Source organism: Neisseria perflava (assembly GCF_019334725.1).
GTDB classification, from domain to species: Bacteria; Pseudomonadota; Gammaproteobacteria; order Burkholderiales; family Neisseriaceae; genus Neisseria; species Neisseria subflava_A.
Genome location: NZ_CP079818.1, coordinates 1,862,185 through 1,885,605, shown reverse-complemented (window position 1 = coordinate 1,885,605; position 23,421 = coordinate 1,862,185). Strand labels below are relative to the sequence as shown.

General features: G+C 48.0%; 26 protein-coding genes, 1 tRNA gene and 1 pseudogene. 11 read left to right on the top strand and 17 right to left on the bottom strand.

What is annotated here, in order from left to right:
• Positions 1-140: 140 nt before the first annotated feature.
• Positions 141-602, bottom strand: coding sequence for a winged helix-turn-helix transcriptional regulator (locus tag LPB400_RS09070; RefSeq protein ID WP_003747450.1), 462 nt, complete (start codon positions 600-602; stop codon positions 141-143).
• Positions 603-809: 207 nt separating this feature from the next.
• Here LPB400_RS09070 and alr point away from each other — a divergent pair, with 207 nt between their 5' ends.
• On the top strand, positions 810-1,868 hold the full coding sequence (alr, locus tag LPB400_RS09065) for an alanine racemase (protein WP_070646159.1): 1,059 nt from the start codon (positions 810-812) through the stop codon (positions 1,866-1,868).
• Positions 1,869-1,927: 59 nt separating this feature from the next.
• Here the strand turns inward: alr and LPB400_RS09060 are convergent, their stop codons facing one another.
• Positions 1,928-2,671, bottom strand: coding sequence for a pseudouridine synthase (locus tag LPB400_RS09060; RefSeq protein ID WP_036493902.1), 744 nt, complete (start codon positions 2,669-2,671; stop codon positions 1,928-1,930).
• A gap of 330 nt (positions 2,672-3,001) precedes the next feature.
• Between LPB400_RS09060 and LPB400_RS09055 the strand changes: the two genes are divergently transcribed.
• Positions 3,002-5,083: a carbon starvation CstA family protein gene (locus LPB400_RS09055; RefSeq protein WP_070646165.1), complete on the top strand. Its 2,082-nt coding sequence runs from the start codon at positions 3,002-3,004 to the stop codon at positions 5,081-5,083.
• Entirely contained in the window at positions 5,073-5,267 is a 195-nt protein-coding gene (locus LPB400_RS09050; RefSeq protein WP_049343946.1) for a YbdD/YjiX family protein, read from the top strand. Before LPB400_RS09055 ends, LPB400_RS09050 begins: the two co-directional genes overlap by 11 nt.
• A gap of 60 nt (positions 5,268-5,327) precedes the next feature.
• On the opposite strand, the gene LPB400_RS09045 is transcribed toward LPB400_RS09050, so the two are convergent.
• The 4 genes from LPB400_RS09045 to ppsA form a co-directional block, all read right to left on the bottom strand.
• Entirely contained in the window at positions 5,328-5,510 is a 183-nt protein-coding gene (locus LPB400_RS09045; RefSeq protein ID WP_219089733.1) for a hypothetical protein, read from the bottom strand.
• Positions 5,511-5,656: 146 nt separating this feature from the next.
• Positions 5,657-5,992 (bottom strand): hypothetical protein, encoded by a 336-nt coding sequence (locus LPB400_RS09040; protein ID WP_225905467.1) that lies wholly within the window; start codon positions 5,990-5,992, stop codon positions 5,657-5,659.
• A gap of 170 nt (positions 5,993-6,162) precedes the next feature.
• Positions 6,163-6,867: a murein hydrolase activator EnvC family protein gene (locus tag LPB400_RS09035; protein ID WP_107696949.1), complete on the bottom strand. Its 705-nt coding sequence runs from the start codon at positions 6,865-6,867 to the stop codon at positions 6,163-6,165.
• A 270-nt stretch (positions 6,868-7,137) separates the two neighbouring features.
• Positions 7,138-9,522, bottom strand: a complete 2,385-nt coding sequence (gene ppsA / locus LPB400_RS09030; protein WP_219088789.1) for a phosphoenolpyruvate synthase — start codon at positions 9,520-9,522, stop codon at positions 7,138-7,140.
• Positions 9,523-9,939: 417 nt separating this feature from the next.
• On the opposite strand from ppsA, the gene ppsR reads away from it, so the two are divergent.
• Complete coding sequence (ppsR, locus tag LPB400_RS09025) at positions 9,940-10,761, top strand: posphoenolpyruvate synthetase regulatory kinase/phosphorylase PpsR (protein ID WP_036491303.1); 822 nt, start codon at positions 9,940-9,942, stop codon at positions 10,759-10,761.
• A gap of 55 nt (positions 10,762-10,816) precedes the next feature.
• Here the strand turns inward: ppsR and dcd are convergent, their stop codons facing one another.
• The 6 genes from dcd to LPB400_RS09000 form a co-directional block, all read right to left on the bottom strand.
• Positions 10,817-11,383: a dCTP deaminase gene (dcd, locus tag LPB400_RS09020; RefSeq protein ID WP_003680541.1), complete on the bottom strand. Its 567-nt coding sequence runs from the start codon at positions 11,381-11,383 to the stop codon at positions 10,817-10,819.
• 125 nt (positions 11,384-11,508) lie between these two features.
• The gene (locus LPB400_RS09015; protein WP_070462019.1) at positions 11,509-11,940 is read right to left on the bottom strand and encodes a hypothetical protein; all 432 of its coding nucleotides are present in this window, start codon (positions 11,938-11,940) and stop codon (positions 11,509-11,511) included.
• A 22-nt stretch (positions 11,941-11,962) separates the two neighbouring features.
• Positions 11,963-12,745: an ADP-ribosylglycohydrolase family protein gene (locus LPB400_RS09010; RefSeq protein ID WP_070462021.1), complete on the bottom strand. Its 783-nt coding sequence runs from the start codon at positions 12,743-12,745 to the stop codon at positions 11,963-11,965.
• Positions 12,745-13,317, bottom strand: coding sequence for a hypothetical protein (locus LPB400_RS11085; protein WP_070462023.1), 573 nt, complete (start codon positions 13,315-13,317; stop codon positions 12,745-12,747). The genes LPB400_RS09010 and LPB400_RS11085 overlap by 1 nt, the downstream gene beginning before the upstream one ends.
• 124 nt (positions 13,318-13,441) lie before the next feature.
• Positions 13,442-13,594, bottom strand: coding sequence for a hypothetical protein (locus LPB400_RS11080; RefSeq protein ID WP_225905468.1), 153 nt, complete (start codon positions 13,592-13,594; stop codon positions 13,442-13,444).
• A 31-nt stretch (positions 13,595-13,625) separates the two neighbouring features.
• On the bottom strand, positions 13,626-14,372 hold the full coding sequence (locus LPB400_RS09000) for a hypothetical protein (protein WP_225905513.1): 747 nt from the start codon (positions 14,370-14,372) through the stop codon (positions 13,626-13,628).
• 220 nt (positions 14,373-14,592) lie between these two features.
• Between LPB400_RS09000 and LPB400_RS08995 the strand changes: the two are divergent.
• Positions 14,593-15,024: pseudogene (locus tag LPB400_RS08995) on the top strand (HD domain-containing protein); the annotation flags it as partial.
• Positions 15,025-15,077: 53 nt separating this feature from the next.
• On the opposite strand, the gene LPB400_RS08990 reads toward LPB400_RS08995, so the two are convergent.
• Positions 15,078-15,977 (bottom strand): recombination-associated protein RdgC, encoded by a 900-nt coding sequence (locus tag LPB400_RS08990; RefSeq protein ID WP_070461640.1) that lies wholly within the window; start codon positions 15,975-15,977, stop codon positions 15,078-15,080.
• A 133-nt stretch (positions 15,978-16,110) separates the two neighbouring features.
• Here LPB400_RS08990 and LPB400_RS08985 point away from each other — a divergent pair.
• Both LPB400_RS08985 and serS read left to right on the top strand, forming a co-directional pair.
• A tRNA-Glu gene (locus tag LPB400_RS08985) sits at positions 16,111-16,186 on the top strand.
• 124 nt (positions 16,187-16,310) lie between these two features.
• Positions 16,311-17,606, top strand: coding sequence for a serine--tRNA ligase (serS, locus tag LPB400_RS08980; protein ID WP_070461639.1), 1,296 nt, complete (start codon positions 16,311-16,313; stop codon positions 17,604-17,606).
• 66 nt (positions 17,607-17,672) lie between these two features.
• Here the strand turns inward: serS and LPB400_RS08975 are convergent, their stop codons facing one another.
• The 3 genes from LPB400_RS08975 to LPB400_RS08965 form a co-directional block, all read right to left on the bottom strand.
• Positions 17,673-17,912 (bottom strand): putative hemolysin, encoded by a 240-nt coding sequence (locus tag LPB400_RS08975; protein WP_070461638.1) that lies wholly within the window; start codon positions 17,910-17,912, stop codon positions 17,673-17,675.
• A gap of 129 nt (positions 17,913-18,041) precedes the next feature.
• Positions 18,042-18,845, bottom strand: coding sequence for a basic amino acid ABC transporter substrate-binding protein (locus tag LPB400_RS08970; RefSeq protein ID WP_070461637.1), 804 nt, complete (start codon positions 18,843-18,845; stop codon positions 18,042-18,044).
• A 76-nt stretch (positions 18,846-18,921) separates the two neighbouring features.
• Entirely contained in the window at positions 18,922-19,173 is a 252-nt protein-coding gene (locus tag LPB400_RS08965) for an NGO1151 family protein (protein ID WP_003680526.1), read from the bottom strand.
• Positions 19,174-19,331: 158 nt separating this feature from the next.
• Between LPB400_RS08965 and LPB400_RS08960 the strand changes: the two genes are divergently transcribed.
• The 4 genes from LPB400_RS08960 to LPB400_RS08945 all read left to right on the top strand — a co-directional run bounded on the left by LPB400_RS08960 (position 19,332) and on the right by LPB400_RS08945 (position 22,393).
• Complete coding sequence (locus LPB400_RS08960) at positions 19,332-20,132, top strand: hypothetical protein (RefSeq protein ID WP_070461636.1); 801 nt, start codon at positions 19,332-19,334, stop codon at positions 20,130-20,132.
• Positions 20,133-20,253: 121 nt separating this feature from the next.
• Entirely contained in the window at positions 20,254-20,814 is a 561-nt protein-coding gene (locus tag LPB400_RS08955; protein ID WP_070461635.1) for a DUF3465 domain-containing protein, read from the top strand.
• Between the two features lie 116 nt (positions 20,815-20,930).
• Positions 20,931-22,100 (top strand): O-succinylhomoserine sulfhydrylase, encoded by a 1,170-nt coding sequence (metZ, locus tag LPB400_RS08950; protein WP_219088785.1) that lies wholly within the window; start codon positions 20,931-20,933, stop codon positions 22,098-22,100.
• Positions 22,101-22,186: 86 nt separating this feature from the next.
• The gene (locus LPB400_RS08945; protein ID WP_003680520.1) at positions 22,187-22,393 is read left to right on the top strand and encodes a DUF2788 domain-containing protein; all 207 of its coding nucleotides are present in this window, start codon (positions 22,187-22,189) and stop codon (positions 22,391-22,393) included.
• A 67-nt stretch (positions 22,394-22,460) separates the two neighbouring features.
• Here LPB400_RS08945 and LPB400_RS08940 read toward each other — a convergent pair whose 3' ends face one another.
• Positions 22,461-23,252, bottom strand: coding sequence for a Cof-type HAD-IIB family hydrolase (locus LPB400_RS08940; RefSeq protein ID WP_219088783.1), 792 nt, complete (start codon positions 23,250-23,252; stop codon positions 22,461-22,463).
• Between the last annotated feature and the right edge of the window lie 169 nt (positions 23,253-23,421).

The window sequence follows — 23,421 nt, the reverse complement described above, 5'->3', positions numbered from 1 at the left end:
CAGCTTGATTTTTCTCCTCTATTTCTCCTTTGTAGACTTGGCACACATTCTATCGGATGTGTGCATTTTTTTTGTCTGTTTAAAACAAAGGCCGTCTGAATGTTGTAATATTTCAGACGGCCTTTGTTGGTTGAATGGAATTAGATGTCTAATACTACTTCTTCTTTGACTTCTTCCATGACAACATAGCTGCGGCTTTCGGCTGCTGCCGGCAGTTGCAGCAGGATATTGCCGAGCATATCGCGATAAGCGGACATATTGGGCAGGCGGACTTTGATGAGGTAGTCGTATTCGCCGGAGACCAAGTGGCATTCCAAAATTTGCGGAATCTTCAGTACTTCGCGTTTGAAGTCTTCAAAAATATTGCCGGATTTGGAACGCAGTTTCAGTTCGACAAAGACCAAGAGGCTTTGACCTAAGGCATGTGGATTCAGATGGGCGTGATAGCCGGTGATGAGGTTGTCGCGTTCCAAGCGGCGGACGCGTTCGGTTACCGGCGTGGTAGATAGGCCGACTTTTTCAGCCAATTCGGTCATGGGGATGCGTGCGTTTTGTTGCAGGAGCTTGAGAATTTTTAAGTCGGTTTTGTCGAGTTCTTTCATGGCTTTGATATTTGTCGTTTTCAATTTGGATGACATCATAACCTTAAAACAGGCTCAGAAGAAGCATAAATCCTTAAAGGTAAGGCGAAAGGAAGATATTAATCTTGTGTATTTCATGGAATCCTGTATGGTTTTTGACCTATAATATTTGCTTCAAAGTAATGGGGCAGGCCGTCTGAAACGGAATGCCGATAAGAGGAATACATTATGCGTCCGCTCAATGCGCAAATCCGTTTGGATAATTTACGTCAAAATTATCGTTTTCTCAAAGAGTTGCATGGCAATAAATTGTTGGCTGTGATTAAGGCCGATGCTTACGGGCATGGCGCGGTCAGATGTGCACACGCGTTGGCGGATATTGCCGACGGCTTTGCGGTGGCAACGGTAGATGAAGGCGTGGAGTTGCGTCAAAACGGCATTAAAAATCCGATTGTTTTGTTGGAAGGCGTATTTGATGTTGCGGAGTATGCGGATGTTGACCGTTATGATTTGTGGCCGGCAATCGGCAGCCAATGGCAACTGGAGGCGTTTGTGCATCATGAGTGGCAACATCCGACAACTGTATGGCTGAAAATGGACTCTGGTATGCACCGTGCCGGTTTCTTTCCACACAATTATGCCGCGGCCTATACTGCATTGAAACAATCTGAATCAGTTGAAAACATTGTGAAATTCAGCCATTTTGCCTGCGCGGACGAGCCGGAAAACGGCATGACCGAAATGCAGCTTGAAGCGTTTGATTTGGCGTGTGAGGGTTTGGAAGGCGAAGAGAGCTTGGCCAATTCCGCCGTGATTTTGAACGTGCCTGAAGCGCGCCGCGATTGGGGCCGTGCCGGTCTGGCCTTATATGGTATTTCGCCTTTCGGCGGTGTGGATGAGCGTTTGAAACCTGTTATGCGCCTGACTTCCCGCGTTTTCGGTGAGCGTGTGTTGCAGCCGCATTCCCCGATTGGCTACGGCGCAACGTTCTACACCAGCAAATCTACCCGTGTCGGTTTGATTGCCTGCGGCTATGCCGACGGTTATCCGCGTCGCGCTTCCACTAATTCTCCTGTGGCCGTGGATGGCAAACGCAGCCGTATTATCGGCAGGGTATCTATGGATATGATTACGGTTGAGTTGGAAGCCTCGAAAGAAGGCTTGGGCGCGGAAGTCGAGCTTTGGGGCGATGTAATTAATATCAATGAAGTTTCCGAAGTTGCCGGTATGATTCCGTACGAAATCCTTTGCAATATCAAACGTGCGAAGTTTACTTATATCGAGTAAGTAGTAAAAGATCAGGCCGTCTGAAATGTGTTTTCAGACGGCCTTTTTGTTATCTGCAATTAAAACGATTCGTCAGCGCGTAAATAACGCCATTTGCCCGGCGGCAGTCTGCCGAGTTTGACTTTGCCCATGCGGATGCGTTTCAAACCGACGACGCGCAGTCCGACCAGTTCGCACATACGGCGGATTTGGCGTTTTTTGCCTTGTCGCAAAATAAAGCGCAACTGGTCTTCGTTTTGCCATTCGACTTTGGCGGGGCGCAATTTTTCTCCGTCCAAACTCAAGCCGTGGTTGAGCAGGGCGAGGCCTTTGTCGTCCAGTTTGCCACGGACGCGGACAAGGTATTCTTTTTCGCTACTGCTGTTTTCGCCAATCAGCTGTTTGGCAATGCGGCCGTCCTGAGTGAGTACCAACAATCCGACAGAGTCAATGTCCAAGCGGCCGGCAGGGGCTAAGCCGAATTTGTGCTTTTCGCTGAAAGGGATACGGCTATCGTCGCCTTCCCAATGGTTGTCGGCGGTAATGAGTTCTGCGGCAGACTTATAGCCTTTTTCTGCCTGCGCGCTGACGTAGCCGACGGGTTTGTTCAGCAGGATGGTTACGCGTGCGGCTTGTTTTTCATGGGCTTGTTTGTTGAGGTCGATGCGGTCGCGCTCGGTGACTTTTTGACCGAGTACGGCGGTTTGGCCGTTGACTTTGACCCAGCCTTGCTCGATGTAGCTGTCTGCCTCGCGGCGAGAGCATAAGCCTAATTGTGCCATGCGTTTGGAGAGGCGCATGGTTTCGGAATCGTTGTTTTGCATGGTATGGCAATATGGAGAAATGGGAATATCGGATTATAGCATTGACCGTTTGTCAGGCCGTCTGAAAACTGAATATTTGGGTTTTCAGACGGCCTTTCGTTTGCTATATGTTAAGGAATATTTGGTTTTGAAGTAAAAAATGAAGGGTATATTGTCTGTTTGTGTTAACCTTACGGACGAACTAATCATTTTGTTTTCAGTCGAATTTGGGTTGAAATGACATTTCACTCATGAAATCATGAAGACTATAATGACTGGTCTTTCTGAAGCGCATTAAGGCAGTTTGTCGCTAAAGCAAGCCTTGGTGCATCACGTTTTAAGGATAAATCAATGAAATCGCTCAAATCATTTTTGATCTGGGGCATTGTGGTTTTGGTAGGCTTGGCCTCCTTTACTACTTTAGCTCTCAGCCGTGGCGAGCAAGTCAGTGCGATTTGGATGGTTACGGCCGCCATTTCGGTATACTGCATTGCCTACCGTTTCTATAGTCTTTACATTGCCAACCGTGTGATGCAGCTTGATCCTAACCGTCTGACTCCGGCAGAACGCCACAATGACGGCTTGGACTATGTGCCCACACATAAAGGCGTACTGTTCGGCCACCACTTTGCCGCCATTGCCGGCGCAGGCCCTCTAGTTGGTCCTGTATTGGCAGCGCAAATGGGTTATCTGCCCGGTACTTTGTGGATTATCTTCGGCGTGGTATTTGCCGGTGCCGTACAGGATATGATGGTACTGTTTGTTTCTATGCGCCGTGACGGTAAGTCTTTGGGCGATATCGTGAAACAAGAACTCGGTACCGTCCCAGGCGTGATTGCATCCATCGGTATTTTGATGATTATGGTCATCATTATGGCGGTGTTGGCGCTGATCGTTGTGAAAGCATTGGTTCACAGCCCTTGGGGTACGTTCACCATCGCAGCAACTATGCCGATTGCGCTGTTTATGGGTATTTACACCCGTTATATCCGTCCGGGCAAAATTGGCGAGATTTCCATCGTCGGCTTTATTTTGCTGATGTTGGCTGTGATTTACGGTGAAGATGTTGCCCACAGCTCCTTTGGTCACTGGTTTGACCTTGACGGCATTCAGCTGACTTGGGCGATTATGATTTACGGTTTCGTGGCTTCCGTATTGCCGGTTTGGCTCTTGCTGACTCCACGCGACTATCTGTCTACCTTCCTGAAAATCGGTACGATTGCAGCTTTGGCTTTGGGTATTGTTATTGTTAACCCGACTCTGCAAATGCCTGCAGTTACCCACTTTATCGATGGTTCAGGCCCGGTATTCTCTGGTGCATTGTTCCCATTCTTATTCATTACCATTGCTTGTGGTGCGGTTTCAGGCTTCCATGCGTTGATTTCTTCAGGTACTACGCCAAAAATGGTGGAAAACGAAACCCACGTCCGCATGATCGGTTACGGTGGCATGATTATGGAAAGCTTTGTGGCCATTATGGCTCTGGCTGCTGCCGCTTCGCTTGATCCAGGCGTGTACTTCGCGATGAACAGCCCGGCCGCGCTGATTGGTACAGATGCCAACACAGCTGCCGAAGTCATTACCACTAAACTGAACTTCCCTGTTGATGCCGCAACCTTGTTGCACACTGCTAGAGAAGTGGGCGAAAACACCATTCTGTCCCGTGCAGGTGGCGCACCAACCCTTGCAGTCGGTATGGCACACATCATGAGCCGTCTGATTCCGGGCGAAGCCATGATGGCGTTCTGGTATCACTTTGCCTTGCTGTTTGAAGCCTTGTTCATCTTGACCGCGGTTGACGCCGGTACACGCGTTGCCCGTTTCATGATTCAAGACTTGGGCAGTATCTTCTACAAACCATTCGGTAACACCGACTCTATCCCTGCCAACTTGGTTGCCACATTCTTTGCAGTGGCATTGTGGGGTTACTTCCTCTATACCGGCGTAACCGACCCTCTAGGTGGTATCAACTCGCTCTGGCCGTTGTTCGGTATCGCCAACCAAATGCTTGCAGGCGTAGCGTTGATTATGTGTACCGTCGTATTAGTGAAAATGAAACGTGACCGCTATGTTTGGGTAACCTTGGTTCCTGCTTTCGGCGTATTGTTTGTAACCTGCTATGCCGGTTTGCAAAAACTATTCCACAGCGACCCGCGCGTCAGCTTCTTGGCTCACGCAGGCAAATACCGCGATGCCTTGGCTTCAGGCGAAGTCCTTGCTCCTGCTAAAGACATTGGCGAAATGTCACAAATCATCTTCAACGACCAAATCAATGCCGGTCTGACCGCTTTGTTCTTGGCAGTTGTCGTGATTGTCGCCGTGTACGGTTTCCGTACCGCCATGAAAGCCCGCAAAGTCGGCTGGCCAACTGCTAAAGAAATTCCAGCAGTGTACCGCGACGGTAAGCAGCCGGAGGCTCAGCATGAAGCATAAGCTCGCATCTTGGTGGAAAACCATCAAGTTGACAGCAAACTTGATGGCCGGTGTCCCAGATTATGAAAACTACGTTGCCCGCCAGCGCAAACATAATCCCAATGCGCCGGTCATGACCGAGCTGCAATTCCAAGACTACTGCCGCAAACGCCGTTGCGGTAGCAACGGCGGACGCTGTTGTTAATGAAGGCATGAAAAAAGGCCGTCTGAAAATACTTTCAGACGGCCTTTTTAGTTCGATAAATTATTTATCTTGAGCGTTTTTTTGTTCGCGGACAACCCATTGGGCAATGTCAGAACCCAATACTTTGGAAGTACGGTTCAAGACGGCACAAGAGCTTTTATAAGCGCCAAACATACCGCCGGAAGAATTGCGGGTAAAGGTTTTTTTGCCAACTTGTTTGCCGTCAACCTGAGACCTTTGCAAAAATAGTCTGTTAACGAAATTTGACGCATAAAAATGTGCTAAAAAATTTTCAATCGACTAAAACCTTTCTGATATTGAGAAAAAGTGGAAGAAATCAGGGAGGTTCCTCATTTTGAAAATGGTGTTGAGCATAAAATTTTAATAACTTATGTTATTGCAAAGGTCTCATACAAAGTGGCTGAAACAGCCATACCTTTGGCGTGGCCGATAAAGGCATTGCCTGCACTCATGGCCGAAGTAATGGCGATATCTGCGTATGTGCCTTGTTTTTTACCGTCACGGACAACCGTTACATCGCTTTTGGCTGCAGTTTCTTGCAAAGATTTGGACATGATGCCGCCCACTTCTAAACACTCGGAAACAATACGGGTATCGATTTCTTCTTCATCGCGGTAAGGAATGTTTTCATCAATATGGACATCTGCGCTGGCAAATGCAGATGCAAACAAGAATGCGGTTGCAAGGATACGGTTAGGAGACATAGTAGGGTACCTGAAATGGAATGTTAAAAAGAGTTGTTATTGTATAACGGCATTTACACTCAATCAACATAAGTTAAATAGGAAAAGATTTTGTTGAAATAGCTGTTATAGCAAGATAATCAAAAGGCCGTCTGAAATACTGCTATTCAGACGGCCTTTTGATTGGGGCATTAATTTGTTCTGGTCAAATAAGGCAGGGGATCGACTGCTTTGCCGTTGAGACGAACTTCAAAATGAAGCTTGACGCTGTCTGAATCGCTGCTGCCCATGGTAGCGATAACTTGGCCTGCTTGGACTTTTTGATCTTTTTGTACAAAAAGTGTGTCGTTGTGGGCGTAGGCGGTAATGGTGTATTCATTGTGGCTGATCAAAATCAGCTTGCCGTAACCGCGGACTTCTTCGCCAACGTAGATGACGGTACCGGCTGCGGCAGAGCGGATTTGTTGGCCTTGTGTGCCTGCAATATCTATGCCTTTGCTGGTGGTGCCGTTGTAGCGTTGGATAATGGAGGATGAAGCGTTATCGGTCGGCCATTGCAGGTTCAATCGGTTGATCGGGGTAACGGCGGTTGCTTGGCGTTGCTGCGTAGCAGTATTGCGGGAGGCAACATGACGGCGGACGCGCAATATTTGGCCGACTTCAATTTGTGAGGCGTTGTGAAGGTTATTCCATGCAACCAGTGTATTGACGTTTTGTCCGTAGCGTTTGGCGATTTGGGTCAGGGTATCGCCGGGACGGACTTTGTAGTAGCCGTCAGGTACGGCACGGTTGGAAGAGGTATTGTTGCCGGCGCAGGCTGCTAAGACGGCAATGGTGCTAATAAGTGCCAGACGTTTCAAGGCCGTCTGAAAGGTGGAAATAAAGTTTGTATTCATGGATTATTTCAAAATGTATCGTTATGCTATGTATGATAGATGGGAAGAGTGAAAAAAGGTTCACTCAAAAGGCATGGGGTAAAATACAGAAAGGCAGTATATTAACATTGAAAATTTGTAGATATATCGGCATATTTTTTTATCATTTTGATGATAAAGGATTTTTTTAGTAAGGTAAAAGAAAGTGAAAGTTTTTTCAGACGGTATTGAATAAGGCAATAAAAATCCCCTGCCGGGATAAACGGGCAGGGGATTTTTGTCTTATTGAACTTATTTGTTCAATTCGTTAGCCAGATACAGCCAGGTTTCAATGACGGTATCAGGGTTGAGCGATACGCTCTCGATACCTTCTTCAACCAGCCATTTGGCAAAGTCCGGATGGTCTGATGGACCTTGACCGCAAATACCGACGTATTTGTTTTGTTTGCGGCAAGCAGAGATTGCCAAGTGCAACATCACTTTAACGGCAGGGTTGCGCTCGTCGAAGGAGTCGGATACCAAACCGCTGTCACGGTCGAGGCCGAGGGTCAGCTGGGTCATGTCGTTAGAGCCGATGGAGAAGCCGTCGAAGTATTGCAGGAATTGTTCTGCCAATACAGCGTTGCTTGGCAACTCGCACATCATGATCAGGCGCAGGCCGTTTTTGCCGCGTTCCAAACCGTTTTCTTTCAGGGCTTTAACAACAGCTTCCGCTTCACCCAAAGTACGAACGAATGGAATCATGATTTCGACGTTGGTCAAGCCCATTTCATCGCGAACGCGTTTCAAGGCTTTACACTCGAGTGCGAAGCAGTCTTTGAAGTTATCGGCTACATAACGCGCTGCACCACGGAAGCCCAACATTGGGTTTTCTTCGTGTGGTTCGTAGATGCTGCCACCCACCAAGTTAGCGTACTCGTTGGATTTGAAGTCAGACATACGGACGATGGTTTTGCGTGGATAAACCGAAGCAGCCAAAGTTGCCACACCTTCTGCGATTTTATCGACATAGAAGTCGACAGGAGAGGCATAGCCGGCGATGCGGCGGGTAATTTCCGCTTTCAACTCATTGTCTTGTTTGTCAAATTCCAACAAGGCTTTAGGGTGGATACCGATTTGACGGTTGATGATGAATTCCATACGCGCCAAGCCGATACCTTCGCTAGGCAGGTTGGCGAAGCTGAATGCCAATTCAGGGTTACCAACGTTCATCATCACTTTGACAGGGGCTTTAGGCATGTTGTCCAAAGCAACATCGGTAATTTGTACGTCCAGCAGGCCGGAGTAGATGAAGCCGGTATCGCCTTCGGCACAAGATACGGTAACTTCTTGGCCTTCGGACAGCAGATCGGTAGCGTCGCCACAACCTACAACAGCCGGAATACCCAATTCACGCGCGATAATCGCTGCGTGGCAGGTACGGCCGCCACGGTTGGTCACGATGGCGGAAGCACGTTTCATTACCGGTTCCCAATCCGGGTCGGTCATGTCGGTAACGAGTACGTCGCCTGCTTCAACGGAATCCATCTCGGAAGCATCTTTCACCAAGCGAACTTTACCTTGGCCAACTTTTTGACCGATGGCACGACCTTCGCACAAGACAACTTTTTCGCCGTTGATAGAGAAGCGGCGCAGGTTGCGGCTGCCGTCTTCTTGAGATTTTACAGTTTCAGGGCGTGCTTGCAGGATGTAGAGTTTGCCATCCAAGCCGTCACGGCCCCATTCGATGTCCATTGGGCGGCCGTAGTGTTTTTCGATGGTCAGCGCGTAATGAGCCAACTCGGTTACTTCGGCGTCGGTAATGGAGAAGCATTGACGGTCTTCTTCAGGTACATCAACGTTGGTTACAGATTTACCGGCTTCGGCTTTGTCGGTAAAGATCATTTTGATTTGTTTCGAACCCATGGTTTTGCGCAGGATAGCCGGTTTGCCTGCTTTCAAAGTAGGTTTGAATACATAGAATTCGTCAGGGTTTACCGCGCCTTGTACGACGTTTTCGCCCAGACCGTAAGAAGAGGTAACGAAAACGACTTGGTCGTAACCGGATTCGGTATCGATGGTAAACATCACACCGGAGGCACCGCTGTCAGAGCGCACCATGCGTTGTACGCCGGCAGAAAGGGCAACGATGTCGTGCTCGAAGCCTTTGTGGACACGGTAAGAAATGGCACGGTCGTTATACAGGGAAGCGAATACATGGTGCATCGCTTCTTTAACGTTATCCAAGCCGTTGATGTTCAGGAAGGTTTCTTGTTGGCCGGCAAAAGAAGCGTCCGGCAAGTCTTCTGCTGTTGCGGAAGAACGTACGGCAACGGAGATATCCGCACCGCCGGCATCGGCAACCATTTTGTTCCAAGCTGTTTCGATTTCAGCATCCAGCTGCTCAGGGAACGGAGTATCCAAAATCCATTGACGGATTTCTTTACCCACGCGCCCCAACTCGGCAACGTCTTCAACATCCAGTTGTTTCAGGGCTTCGGAAATACGCTCGCTCAGACCATTGTGAGCCAGGAAAGCACGATAAGCTTCGGCTGTGGTTGCAAAACCGCCGGGAACGCGCACGCCTTTTTCAGTCAGTTGGCTGATCATTTCGCCCAAAGAGGCATTTTTACCGCCCACTCGCTCAACGTCAGTCATACGCAGGTTTTCAAACCAAATAACGTAGTTTTCGGCCATTTGTGTGTCCAATCCAATCCAAAAAATGTTAAAAAAGAAACAAATCCGCTTGCTTATTGTAGCCATTCGTTTGATGGCTGTCATGTGTTTTATCTTTTTAAAAATCACAAATTCGTCTGTGATATTGTGCTTTTCAGGCGTGTAGCCTTCTGAAATGTGAATATCAGATTCATGTTTTTACGTGTTATCTTCTTGTTAAATATGGAAAACAAAATAAGTTAATAAATTTGATAAACAAGATTTATTTTGCAATTTTAGAATAAAATTCTACAAAATAGCAAAAAATAAAATTTTGTGCCAATCTAAAAATTGTTCAAATTTGTTGTAATCCTGTGTAATCTGTCGGGAATCGCTTTATTGCAAAGGCTGTAACTGCTATGATTGCCGTCTGAAACGTTACCCTCAAGAGGATTCATTATGACTGATCCACGCCAAGTCTTCTATATTTCCGACCGAACCGGCCTGACCGCTGAAAATATCGGTGAAGCCTTGCTGAACCAATTTGGCAATGTTGAGTTCAAACGCCATACCTATCCGTTTATCGATACGCCTGAAAAAGCGCGTGCTGTTGTAGACAAAGTCAACCAGTCAGCTGAAAAATTCGGCGTGCGCCCGATTGCTTTTGTCAGTGTGGTCAATGACGAAATCCGTGAAATCATCAAGAAAGCCAATGCGTTCCATATTAATTTCTTTGAAACCTTTCTCGGTCTTTTGGAAAAGGAACTCAATACGGAGGCGGTTGCCGCCCGGCAGGGGCACCACAGTATCGGCAATACCCAACGCTATGATGCGCGTATGGAGGCGGTCAATTTTTCACTGAATCATGATGACGGCGTCAGCGATAAAAACCTGCAGGAAGCGGATGTGATTTTGATGGGCGTGTCCCGTTCCGGCAAAACGCCGACTTGTCTCTATCTGGCCTTGCAATACGGTATCCGTGCCGCCAACTATCCATTGATTCCTGATGATTTGGAATCCACAGATTTGCCGCGTATGGTCAAGCCTTATAAAGACAAGCTGTTTGGTTTGACCATTCAGCCTGAACGCTTGCAGGCAATCCGTCAGGAGCGCCGTCCTAATTCGACTTATGCCAAAATCGATACTTGCCGCAGCGAGATTGCCGATGCGCAAAATATGTTCAAACGCCACGGTGTGCCGTTTACCAATACAACCGATAAATCTGTGGAAGAACTCGCCGTTCATATCTTGCAGGCTTGCAAGCTGAAACGCCGTTTCTAAATGAAATGATAAAAGGCCGTCTGAAATTTCAGACGGCCTTTTTTTATTTTGTGTATTAAGTCTTAGGCAGGGTAACACCGGTTTGTCCCATGTATTTGCCGTTGCGGTCTTTGTATGAAGTTTCGCAGACTTCATCGCTTTCAAAGAACAAGACTTGAGCCACGCCTTCGCCGGCATAGATTTTGGCAGGCAGGGGGGTGGTGTTGGAAAACTCAAGCGTAACGTAGCCTTCCCACTCTGGCTCAAACGGGGTAACGTTGACGATGATGCCGCAGCGTGCGTAAGTGGATTTCCCTAAGCAGACAGTCAGGACGTTGCGCGGGATGCGGAAATATTCGACTGTGCGCGCCAAAGCAAAGGAGTTGGGCGGAATGATGCAGCAGTCATCTTCGACTGTAACGAAGTTTTTCGGGTCGAAGTTTTTCGGGTCGACGATGGTGCTGTTGATATTGGTGAAGATTTTAAATTCATTGGCACAGCGGATGTCGTAGCCGTAGCTGGATGTGCCGTAGGAAATGATGCGTTGACCGTTGGCCTCTTTGATTTGGTTGGGCTCGAACGGCTCAATCATGCCGTGTTCTTCGGCCATGCGGCGTATCCATTTGTCGGATTTAATGCTCATGGTGGTTGTCCTGAGGTAAGGGTTGTTTGGAAATTCTTTGAAATCAACACGACAGCCTTTAGACAGGCTTGTCAATTGATGTTTCAGACGGCCTAAAAGCTGGATAAGGCCGTCTGAAAGGCTGTTTATTTGGTTTTGGAAGCAGATTTCTTAGGCAGTTTGACTTCTTTAATCATACCGTCTTCGCATTTCATGATGAAGACTGGTGTGCCGTTTTGGGAGGCAGTAAAGTTTCCATGCGCCCTGCCTTTTTTGAACACGCCCTCCAGCGTCATATTGCGTAATTTGGCGCTGTTGGAGGAGAAAGGTTCGATAAAGGTTTCGCCGTTGCCGGAAACGGTATATACGCCTTTGCCGTCAAATTTGCCGTTTTTAAATGTGCCGACATAACTGCGGCCGTCTTGGCATTTCCATGTACCTTTACCGGACGGTTTGCCGTCTTTGCCGACATCGCCATCATAAGCGCAACCTTTTTCCTGATAAGGATTGATGGTTTCAGCAATGGCAGGCGTGCCCAGCATGAAGGCGATAGGGAGTAGGGCGAGGTATTTCATCATTCATTCCTTTTTGCAGGCAGTTTCAGACGGCCTGATATTGGGATTCAAAAGTCAGCAGGGTTTCAGCAATATGGCGTGGCAATATGGCTAAAGCGTGTTCGCGCATAGACGTAGGGATACCGTAGCAGGCTTCGGCAATACTGCCGGTAATGGCCGCCAAGGTATCGCTGTCTCCGCCAAGGGAAACTGCCAGTCGGATGGCGTGTTCAAAATCATCGCTTTCAAGAAAGGCAGTAATCGCTTGAGGCACGGTTTCCTGACAGCTTTCGTTGAAATGATAATGCGGGCGGATTTGGTCGCAACTTTGGCTCAAGTCGTAGCCGAATTGTCGTGTAATGTTTTCTTTAATTTGCGCTTTGCTTATACCAGTACGCGCCCAAAAGATGGCGGCGGCTACGGCTTGCGCACCTTTAATGCCTTCCGGGTGGTTGTGCGTTACGATAGCGGATTGTTCGGCAAAATGCAGGGTTTCTTCCAATGTGGCAAATGTCCAACCAACGGCAGAAACACGCATGGCCGAGCCGTTGCCCCAGCTATTATAAGGTTCTGGATCTTTCCATTCTATCCATTGTGAGAAGCGGCCGCCATATGCGCCTTTAGCGCAGGGATATGCCCTACACCAGCCTTGTAAAATAGAGGCCAAATTATCGTTGCAGCCTTGTAAAACCCAATCGGCGATGGCAACAGTGCAAATCGTGTCATCTGTAAAGTCGCTGTCGGGGCTGAAAATGTCAAAATCGGTGTGACGGTAGTTGTCAAACTCAAATCGTGATCCGGCAATATCGCCGATGACTGCGCCCAACATCATGACATCCTTTCTGATACTTCTATCGTCGTTACCGTACCGTCTGCCAAACGGCTGTTGGCAGGTACAAATACCACCATCAGCGTAGGATTTCCACGTGCCATCATCGGCATCAGACTAAGCGGCATATTTGGATCGGTTTTCTGAAAGCGTATCCGTTCATCACCTACACCAAACAACCTGTTTGGATGGCTGTGTGCCGCCTCATCCATTCCGGCCTGCAGGATTTTTTGTTTTTCGGCCGGAGTTTTACCGGTTAGCAGGCTTGGATTGGTTTTCTCAAAGAAGTTAGATTTTGCCAGCGTCCAATAAGTATCACCGGGCTGCCCGCTGGGGTTTTGGGTTTTCATCTTATGGGCAAAATAATCAACAGCCTGTTGCTGGTTCATTGCCTTGATTGCTTCTGTATTTGAGCCGTATTTGGTTTCTTTTGGGTTGTTCCGCAAATCAAACTGAAAACGGTTGTATTCGGCTTTTCCTTCTTCATAAACAAATCTTCGTGCATATTCATTCGCTGTTATATTGCGATTTCCATCAATATCAAGATCAAGCTTGGAAATGGTTTTCGACAAACCATGTCCTAACTCATGAGCCCAATCAGAAGCAGTCAGATATCTTTTGTCTGCCGTACTGAATACAATACTTCTATTTTCTTTACTGCCAATTAGTTTGCTTTGGAAAAATATGCCGGAATATTTAGTGTATTGCTTGAATACTCCCTAACCCCCATTGATTGATAAAGTTATGGGTTTGCCCCAGTAAAATTGAATCCCGAATAATCTGATTAACTTCCGAAACAGGCATCCCTAATTTTAAAAAATGCTGCCGGATTTGTGCTGTTGTAGCCATACCATATACCTTTAAAATTAAATACTATCGACTATCTGATAAGAAAGATGCTGGAAATATCATTAATGCATTTGTCTGTTGGATGCTGAAATAATATTCCTGCACCTTTCTCCTCCCTTATAACCAAATGTCTATCACTCCCGATCAAATGGTTGTTTTCATCTACTGCTACTTGTTTTACTACCGTATACCTAGGAAAAACTTGTTCTGTTCCATTGTTAAAGCATACGCTGACCGGGCTTAGGATATGAGATGAAACATAGGGTTTCGGCAAATCATCAGGATAACGGTCGTCAGGAAACAATGAACGGTATCGTTTTATATAATCAGGCGTTGCTTCGATTTCTAAAAAAGTACTGCCGTCGTAGTTGGTCTGATGCACTACCGTAAAGCCGTCGGTCGGCCGTTTTAGCTTACGCCGCCTGTGTTTGAGCCATTTCTGCCGCTCTGCCTTGTCTTTCCATCTGAGTACCGCCTGTTTTTCTCCGTCAGGCCGCAAACGGCCGGAAAGCCGCAGATAGCGCCGGTACACGGGAACCTGCCACTTTTTCGCTAAATCTTCAGGCGGCATATCAAGCAAACAGGCACTATGCAGCGTGCCGGCCATCTGTCTGAACAAATTCTCGAAGCTCTCTACAGGATAAAGCTGCCCGCAGCCCGTTGCGTCATCCGCATATGCTTGAGAAACAGAGACCGTCTGAATGCCGCTATCGGCATGAGACAAAATGGGCAGCAACATGGCCGGCCACAACAAAGCAGCTAAAAATTTCACACTCATCTCCTTCTTGATAAAAATTATTACTTGCATAAATATTATTCCCAATATTTTTCACTGCAAGCACATTTACACGCTAATTGTTTGTTTTATTTTGATGTTTATATGTTATTGCAAGTTGGGTAGCCCAGGCCGTCTGAAACATGCTTTGTCGCAAAATACGGGCAAGCTGCTACAATACAGCCGCTATGTCGAAACAAAACAAACGGAGAAACGGCATGCCATGAGCAACACACGACAAACACCGGAAATCCCCGCCGCACCGCTGCAAGAATCCCGCGCGTGGTTTGACGCGCACACCGCCGGTTTGCCCGAACCTGCGCAAAAGCTGCTTCAGACGGCCTTGTCGCTGGCCGAGACGCATTATCCTGCCGATGCGGCCACGCCTGCGGGCGAGCCGCTTTTGGCGCACCTTTTGGGTGCGGCGCGTATGGTGAACGAATTGGATTTGCTGCCCGATGCGGTGGCCGCCACGCTTTTGGCCGACATCGTGCGTTTTGTGCCCGACTGGCGTGAGCTGCTCACGGAACGCTGCAACAGTACTGTCGCCGAGCTGGTCAAAGGTGTGGACGAAGTGCAGAAGCTTACACACTTTGCCCGTGTGGACAGCCTCGCCACGCCTGAAGAGCGCGCCCAACAGGCGGAAACCATGCGTATTATATTTCAGACGGCCTTTGATATTTCCCAATCAAAAGGCCGTCTGAAAAATTATTCTTGCCAGCCGCCCAAATAAGAAACCAGTTCTTCCAACATGGTGCTGATGGCTTCGGTCATCAGGATTTGTGAGGCAAAGGCGAGGCTGGCTGCATCGTCGCCGTTGCTTTCGGCTTCTTCTTGCAAAACGTCCAGATACTGGATGCGTTTGAGTGTAAAGTCTTGAGTAAGGATGAACGCGATTTGTTCGCGCCATACCAAACCCAGCTGGGTAACGGTTTTGCCATTTTTGACGTGTTGTACCACTTCATCGGCGGTCAGGTCTTGTTTGGAAACTTTGACGACCGGAACAACATCGCCTACGCCTTTGAGTTCGCAATCGCTGTCCAATTCAAAACCGCCTTCGCAATGGCCTTGCAGCAGCCAGCTGGTCATCAGGGAGGAGGGCGATTGTTTGGTGTTGGGCAGGGCGGCTTCCAAACCACCCAACGCTTCGCGCAGTTTGGTCAGGATATTTTCCGCTTTGGCAGAGGCGGCATTGTTGACCAAAAGATACCCGTGGCGCGTGTCGAAAATCGCCTGTGTGCGGCTGCTGCGCGTAAAGGCACGGGGCAGCAGGTCGTCAGTAATCTGTTCTTTCAGTTCTTGTTTTTCCTTACGGCCTACATTACGCGCTTCGTTGTTTTGGATTTCCAAAACCTTTTCATCCAAAATATCGCGGATGACGCCGGCAGGCAGGACTTTTTCTTCTTTTTTCAGGGCAACGCGCCAAGTGTAATCGGCAGGGAAAACTAGCTCTGGCGAAAAGGAAACCGGCGTGGAAAAGCCTTCGCTAAACCAGTCCAAACCCTGACAATGGGCAAATTCGGATTGCGCCAATTTGTCGGCAAGGACTTCCAATTCGGGCAACTTGTCTTTGTTGAGCGGATAAAAACTGATTTGCTTAAACCACATGGCGAGTTTTCCTTTTTATTAAAACCGGCATTATACAGGGAAAATAACATACGGAAATCGGCAGCCTCTTTAAAAATGCAGTAAAGGCGTTGACAGAAGAAAAGGGTTTCTGTATAGTTCGCGCTTCGGTTACGCGCCCATCGTCTAGAGGCCTAGGACACTGCCCTTTCACGGCGGCAACCGGGGTTCGAATCCCCGTGGGCGTGCCAGAATTCTTAAAAAACGCTCCTGCTTTTGCAGGGGCGTTTTTTGTTTTCAGACGGCCTGTCGCTGTGAAAATATCTTTAAATTGGTTTACAATAATGCCATTCTGAATCTTAACGAGAGAAAACAATGTTAGACATCCAATTGCTCCGCAGCAATACCGCCGCAGTTGCCGAACGTTTGGCCGCCCGCGGTTACGAGTTTGATATCGCGCGTTTCAACGCTTTGGAAGAGCAACGCAAAGCCGTTCAAGTGAAAACAGAAGAGTTGCAGGCTTCGCGCAACAGTATTTCCAAACAAATCGGTGCGTTGAAAGGTCAAGGCAAACACGAGGAGGCTCAAGCTGCGATGGATCAGGTTGCCCAAATCAAAGTTGATTTGGAGCAGGCAGCCGCTGATTTGGATGCCGTTCAGAAAGAATTGGATGCTTGGCTGCTGAGCATTCCGAACCTGCCGCACGAAAGTGTGCCTGTCGGTAAAGACGAAACTGAAAACGTTGAGGTCCGCAAAGTTGGCACGCCGCGAGAATTTGACTTTGAAATCAAAGACCATGTTGATTTGGGCGAGCCTTTGGGTTTGGATTTTGAAGGCGGTGCGAAACTTTCCGGCGCGCGCTTTACCGTGATGAAAGGCCAAATCGCCCGTCTGCATCGCGCTTTGGCTCAGTTCATGCTGGACACGCACACGCTGAAACACGGCTATACCGAGCATTACACGCCTTATATCGTGGATGACACCACTTTGCAGGGCACGGGCCAACTGCCTAAATTTGCAGAAGATTTGTTCCATGTTACCCGCGGCGGTGACGAGAGCAAGAAAACGCAATATCTGATTCCGACCGCCGAAGTAACGCTGACCAATACCGTTGCCGACAGCATCGTGGCCGGCAGCGATTTGCCGTTGAAATTGACTGCGCATTCCCCATGTTTTCGTTCCGAAGCGGGCGCATACGGCAAAGACGTGCGCGGTTTGATTCGCCAACACCAATTCGACAAAGTGGAAATGGTGCAAATCGTTCATCCGGAAAAATCATACGAAGCGCTGGAAGAAATGGTCGGTCATGCTGAAAATATTTTGAAAGCGTTGGAACTGCCATACCGCGTGATCACTTTGTGTACCGGCGACATGGGCTTCGGCGCAACCAAAACCTACGACTTGGAAGTTTGGGTTCCTGCGCAAAATACCTACCGTGAAATTTCCAGCTGCTCCAATTGCGAAGATTTTCAAGCTCGCCGCATGAAAGCGCGTTTCAAAGATGAAAACGGTAAAAACCGTTTGGTGCATACTTTGAACGGCTCAGGCTTGGCAGTCGGCCGTACTTTGGTGGCGGTTTTGGAAAACCATCAAAATGCCGACGGCAGCATTAATGTTCCTGCTGCGTTGCAACCGTATATGGGTGGCGTGACCAAATTGGAAGTAAAATAATCGCTGTTTAAAAGAAAAAGGCCGTCTGAAACTTGGGTTCAGACGGCCTTTTCTATGATTGAGTAATTATTTGTTGTGTTGACGGAAATATTCCCATTCTTCGACAACGGTACCGTCAGGCAAGTGGCACACGCCGTATTCGTTGCCGTCTTTGTCTCTTTTGATTTCGGATTTGCCGCCTTGTTTGACGCAGAATTTGGAAGCCGGATTGGCCACGCCGACGTTAGGAGATTCTTGTTTTTCAGAAGCGGAGCAGGCGGCCAAAGCGGTTGCGGCAGCGAGGCTGAGGATGATGGGCTTGATCATGGTGTGTCTTTCATTTGAAAGATAAAAACAAGCGGATTATAGGGGGTGCTTGCGTTTAATTGAGTTAACCAGATTAAAGGCCGTCTGAAAAGTTTTCAGACGGCCTTTAGTTTAGGAAGTCAAACCAGATTATTTGGCTGCTTCGGCTTTTTCGCCTTCTTTAGCAAAGTATTTGGCGTAAATTTTGTCGTATTCGCCACTTTCGCGTACTTTTTTCAGTGCATCGTTCAACATTTTGATGGTTGCTTCGTCGCCTTTGCGTGCAGCGATACCGTAGTTTTCGATGGTGAAGTCAGGCAGGGAGATGAAATCCAAGCCTTTGGTCGGGTTGTTTTTTACATAGTTGGCAATAACCGCGCTGTCGCTGACTACGGAATCTAGACCGCCGTTTTCCAATTCTTTAATAATTAGAGGAACGCTTTCAAAGCGGGCGATTTTCGGATTGTCGTTGCCCAAGAGTTTGGAAACAGAGAAGTCGCCGGTGTAGCCGGTTACCACGCCGACTTTGGCCATGTTTTTCAGGTCTTCGGAAGAAGCTACTTTTTTGCCTTTTGGAACGAGGACAACTTGGGTGATTTCAAAGTATGGATCGCTGAAGAGCATGCTTTGTTTGCGGTCGTCAGTGATGGTTACGCCGGACATAACGATGTCCACGTCGCCGTTGTTCAAAGAAGGGAAGAGGCTTTCCCATGGCTGGTGTTTGAATTCGACTTTGAAGTTGCCGGCTTTAGCCATGGCGTCCATCAAGTCAACGTCAAAACCTTCTACTTTGCCGGCAGAATCCAAAGATTCAAATGGGGCAAACTCGGCGTTAGAGCCGACACGGTACACTTTATCGGCAGGAGCAGAGGCATTGTTGCTTTGACCGCCGCAGGCAGTCAGGGCAAGGGCGGAGCAAGCGAGGGCAGTGGCCAGCCATTTTTTCATGTTCATGATATGTGCTTTCTTAATAAAATGTTAACGGATAAAATCTTAGTTTAGCATAATTTTGTGAACAAACTAGCCGAAATCAGTGGTCTTTTTCTCGGAAAAATGCGTAGGTTACGTCATGGAAGAGGTCGGTGTGCGGACTGTCTTCATAGCTCAATTCCGCCAACGCGTCTTCAAAGGCAAGCTGGATGGATTCTACGGCATCGTTGGCCATGTCGGAGGGCAGGGAGCGGATGAGGCCTTTGAGTGCGGTGGCGAGGACGTGGTTTTGCATACGCAAAGCGTCGTTGGCCTCTTCCAGATATTCGAGGCGTTGTTCGATGCTGCTCATGATGTATCCTTGAGTTAAATAAAATAGTGATTATATAGCGAATTAATATTAAAATGTGACGCTTGCGCCGGCTTGCCGGATATGTCCAACCATTGGCCGTATTTCAAGTAATTTTAGGTTTGAAATACGGTTCACAATAAAAATGAAAAAACGAGATTATGGAAAACAACCGTCTTGACCCCACAGCCCTCGAGGAAGAAGACCTGAATTGGGAAAAACGCCTGGAAAGATTGCGTCAGGCACGACAATTCAATACTGAGCCGACTCATGCGCCATTGGTCAAAAAATCGGACGACGCTGTCGATGTTGCGCCCAAAACCGCGCCTAAAAAAGAATATAAACTGGATGCTGACAATCGTGAAAAAGTATTGGAAGAGTATTTGTACCGCTGGCAGTTGGAACACAATACTGCCCTTGCCGACGAGGGCGAGGCAGTGGAAACCGATGCAATGGTGGTTTTGCAGGATAACTGGTTGAGCGCGCAATCGGCATTGCAGGCTGCGGCTTCAGAGCGTCATATCGAATCAACGCGCACCGTCAGACTGAATCCGAAATCAGGTGCCGTAGATTTTGATGCGCCTGAAGTGGAAGAAACTGAAAAACCGGAAAATGATGATGCGGAAGTGGCTGAAGAGGCGGTTTCAGACGGCCTTGAAAAAGAACCGGCCATTAATGTCCATATCAATGTATTGAACCCGCAAGCGATTGGCCGTCGGGAGGTATTCTGCGTTTCTGAAAAAGATTTGACCGAGCGTCTGATTAAGCGTTTACGCCCCCATGTGGCCGATGCGGTCAATGGCATGATTCGGATTGCCGTGCAAAAACAAATGGCCTTGTTCACTTACCAGTTGCAGCAAATGCTGAACGAGCAGGCTCCGGGCTTGGTGGAAGATGTGTTGGAACACAACGTCAAACGTATTTTGGACGATATGAAGACCGAAATGAAATACCGCCGTTGAGTATCTGGGCTGTCTGAAAAGCTTCAGACGGCCTTCGGCGTAAATTTCCCTTAAAATTTTACGAAGCGTGTATAATAGCGGCTCACGTTTTCGTGATAAATATCCTTTCTAAATAGTTGATATGCCCGATGCAGAATCGGGCATTTTTTTTGAGATTGTTATGAATAAAAATAAAATCATTGTATTGCTGATTGCTTTGGTTGCCGTATTTGCCTATAACAAAATGCAAAACAAGCAGCCGGTACAATCGCAGAATCACCAGAAAATAGAAGCCGTTCAGAAACAAAATAATGCGGGCAAAAAGAATGCCGATACGGCTCAGCAGCAAATCGGTTCGGACAAGGAATCAGCCGAAGCGGTTTTGAAACAGGCGTTTGAAAACGAACAAAGCGATATTCAGGTTGAGGGCGAGGGCACGGTATGGAAAACCCTGCCGGATGACAACAAAGGCACGCGCCACCAACGCTTTATCTTGAAGCTCTCCAGCGGCCAGACGCTTTTGGTGGCACACAATATCGACCTTGCCGATAAGATTAAGGGTTTGAAAAAAGGCGATAAAGTAGCGTTTTACGGCGAATACGAATGGTCGGAGCAGGGCGGTGTTATCCATTGGACGCATCATGACCCGGCAGGCCGTCATGAAGACGGTTGGCTGAAGCACGGCGGACAGGTTTATCAATAACCGTTCAGACGGCCTCCTGCTTGAAAGATGACAGGAATAAGCGCAAAATGTTAACAAGTTAAACAGACGGAAAATATTGTTCCGTCCATTGGAATACACAGTAGATTGGAGAATAAATGAACAAAAAACTTCATCCGCAAACGCTGGCCATCCGGGGCGGCAAAGAGCAGACCGAATATCGTGAACACAATCAGGCGCTGTTTTTGACCAGCAGCTTCATGTGGGAAAGCGCACAACATGCGGCAGATTTGTTTTCCAAAAAAATTAAAGGCTTTACCTATACCCGTACAGCCAATCCGACTACTGCCGCTTTTGAAAAACGCATTGCTGCATTGGAAGGCGCAGAGCGCGCGGTAGCCACTTCGACCGGTATGTCCGCGATTCAGGCAGCGTTTTTTACCTTCTTGCAAGCTGGTGATCATGTTATTTCCAGCCGCAGTCTGTTTGGTACGACTGTTGGTTTTATCAATAATATCGTAACTAAGTTCGGCATCGAGGTCAGTCATGTGTCGCCAACCGATTTGAACGAGTGGAAAGCCGCGGTTAAAGACAATACCAAATTGCTGTTTTTGGAAACGCCGTCCAACCCTTTGGGCGAAGTTGCCGACTTGGAAATGTTGGCAGAACTGGCGCACAGCATCGGCGCGCTTTTGGTGGTGGACAACAGCCTCTTGTCGCCAGCCGGTTCGCAGCCTTTGAAGCACGGTGCGGATATTTCCGTGTCTTCCGCAACCAAAGCGATTGACGGTCACGGCCGCGTGATGGGTGGTGTGTTAGCCGGTTCGGAAGAATTGATGACGCAAGTGGCCGTATATTGCAACTCTTGCGGTTTGGCGATGTCTCCGTTTAACGCATGGCAGCTGTTGAGCGGCGTGGAAACCCTGTCGCTGCGTATGGAAAAACAGTTTGATAATGCGTTAAAAATCGCCCAATGGCTGCAACAACAGCCGCAAGTCCAAGCCGTGTACTACACCGGTTTGCCCGACCATCCGCAAGCTGAACTGATCCACAAACAGCAAAACGGCGGCGGCATCGTCATCGGTTTTGAAGTCGCCGATCAGGAAGCCGCATGGAAAATCGTGGACGGCGTAGAACTCTTTTCCCGTACTGCCAACCTTGGCGACGTGCGCTCAACCATCACCCACCCGTGGACAACAACCCACGGCCGTATGCAGCCTGAAGAAAAACTTGCCGCCAATATCCGCCCGGGATTGGTGCGCCTGTCTGTCGGCTTGGAATACGTTGACGATTTGATTGAAGATTTGAAACAAGTCTTGAACAAATAAGTTTAAAAAAGATATTTCAGACGGCCTGTTGCGATAAGGCCGTCTGAAGTTTATGAACACACATCTGAATCATACAAGGAAAAAATATGACTGAAGCAGAATTTGCCTCATGGGCAATGAAAATTCTACTGAGCGGCCTGATTATCTTTTTGGGCTTTATCGTTTGGAACTTGGGTAAAGAATCCAAAGCCGGCAAATTCGGCATTGCCATGCTCTTCTTGGTTTTGGGCTTGGGTGTGTTTGGATTCGTATTTAAAGAATTGCTGATTAGCTTTTTGGTATTGCCGAAGTAGGCAGGAAGTTTATTGATAGAACAAGGCCGTCTGAAAAAATGTTCAGACGGCCTTTTGATTTGATGTTTTAAATTACGCCCAATTCTTGCAAGCCGCGCAAGACGCCGTCTTCATCAACACTTGGGCAGACGAATTGTGCGGCCGCTTTGGCTGCTTCTTCGCCATTGCCCATGGCAACACCAAAGCCGACGGTTGACAGCATTTCCAAGTCGTTGAAGCTGTCGCCGAATGCCATTACTTTGCTCATATCAATGCCCAGTTTTTCCACTGCGTGGGCGATGCCCCGTGCTTTTGAACCTTCTTTGCGCAGCAGGTCCACAGCATATTCGTGCCAGCGGACGGATTTGAAGCCGTGTTGCCGGGTTAGCGGTTGCAGGATTTTTTCTTCTTCCTTGTCCACAAAGACCAACATTTGATAAACAGGTTGTTTGCGGAAATATTCTTTGTCCGTCAGGAAGTTGGGCAGGATATGCGATAAGCCTTCGACAACGCGTGGCGAATGGGAGGAAACGGCAATTTCTTGGTTGTTGACGAATGCGTAGTCTATTTTGTGTTGTTCAAGCAGGTTGATGGCGGTTTCGATGTCGGCAATGTCCAAGGGGTAGCTTTGCAGAGGTTCGCCGCGAAAGGAAATATATTGGCCGTTGATGGTAACGAGCATGTCGATACCGCATTTTTGAATCAAGGCTTTGACTTTGGCGGGAATGGCGGCTTCCGGACGGCCGGTGGCAATGGCAGTCAAAATGCCTTTGGCTTTTAATGCGCGCATGGCTTGGGCAACCGAAGGACGCAGGGTATCCGTGTATTTGCGGTAGAGGGTGTCGTCGATGTCAAAGAAGATGATTTCAGGGTTGTTCATGGTTTACTCGTTGGGCTGGGTATACACAGCTTTCATTGAAAATTGTGTGAACAGCTTGTGTATAAATTGGTTTAGTATTTGATTGCTATTATAAAAATAAGTTCTGATTAAAATTTAGGCAGTTTTTGTTTTGAGAATAAAGTGGAAAGTTATTCACAATAGGCCGTCT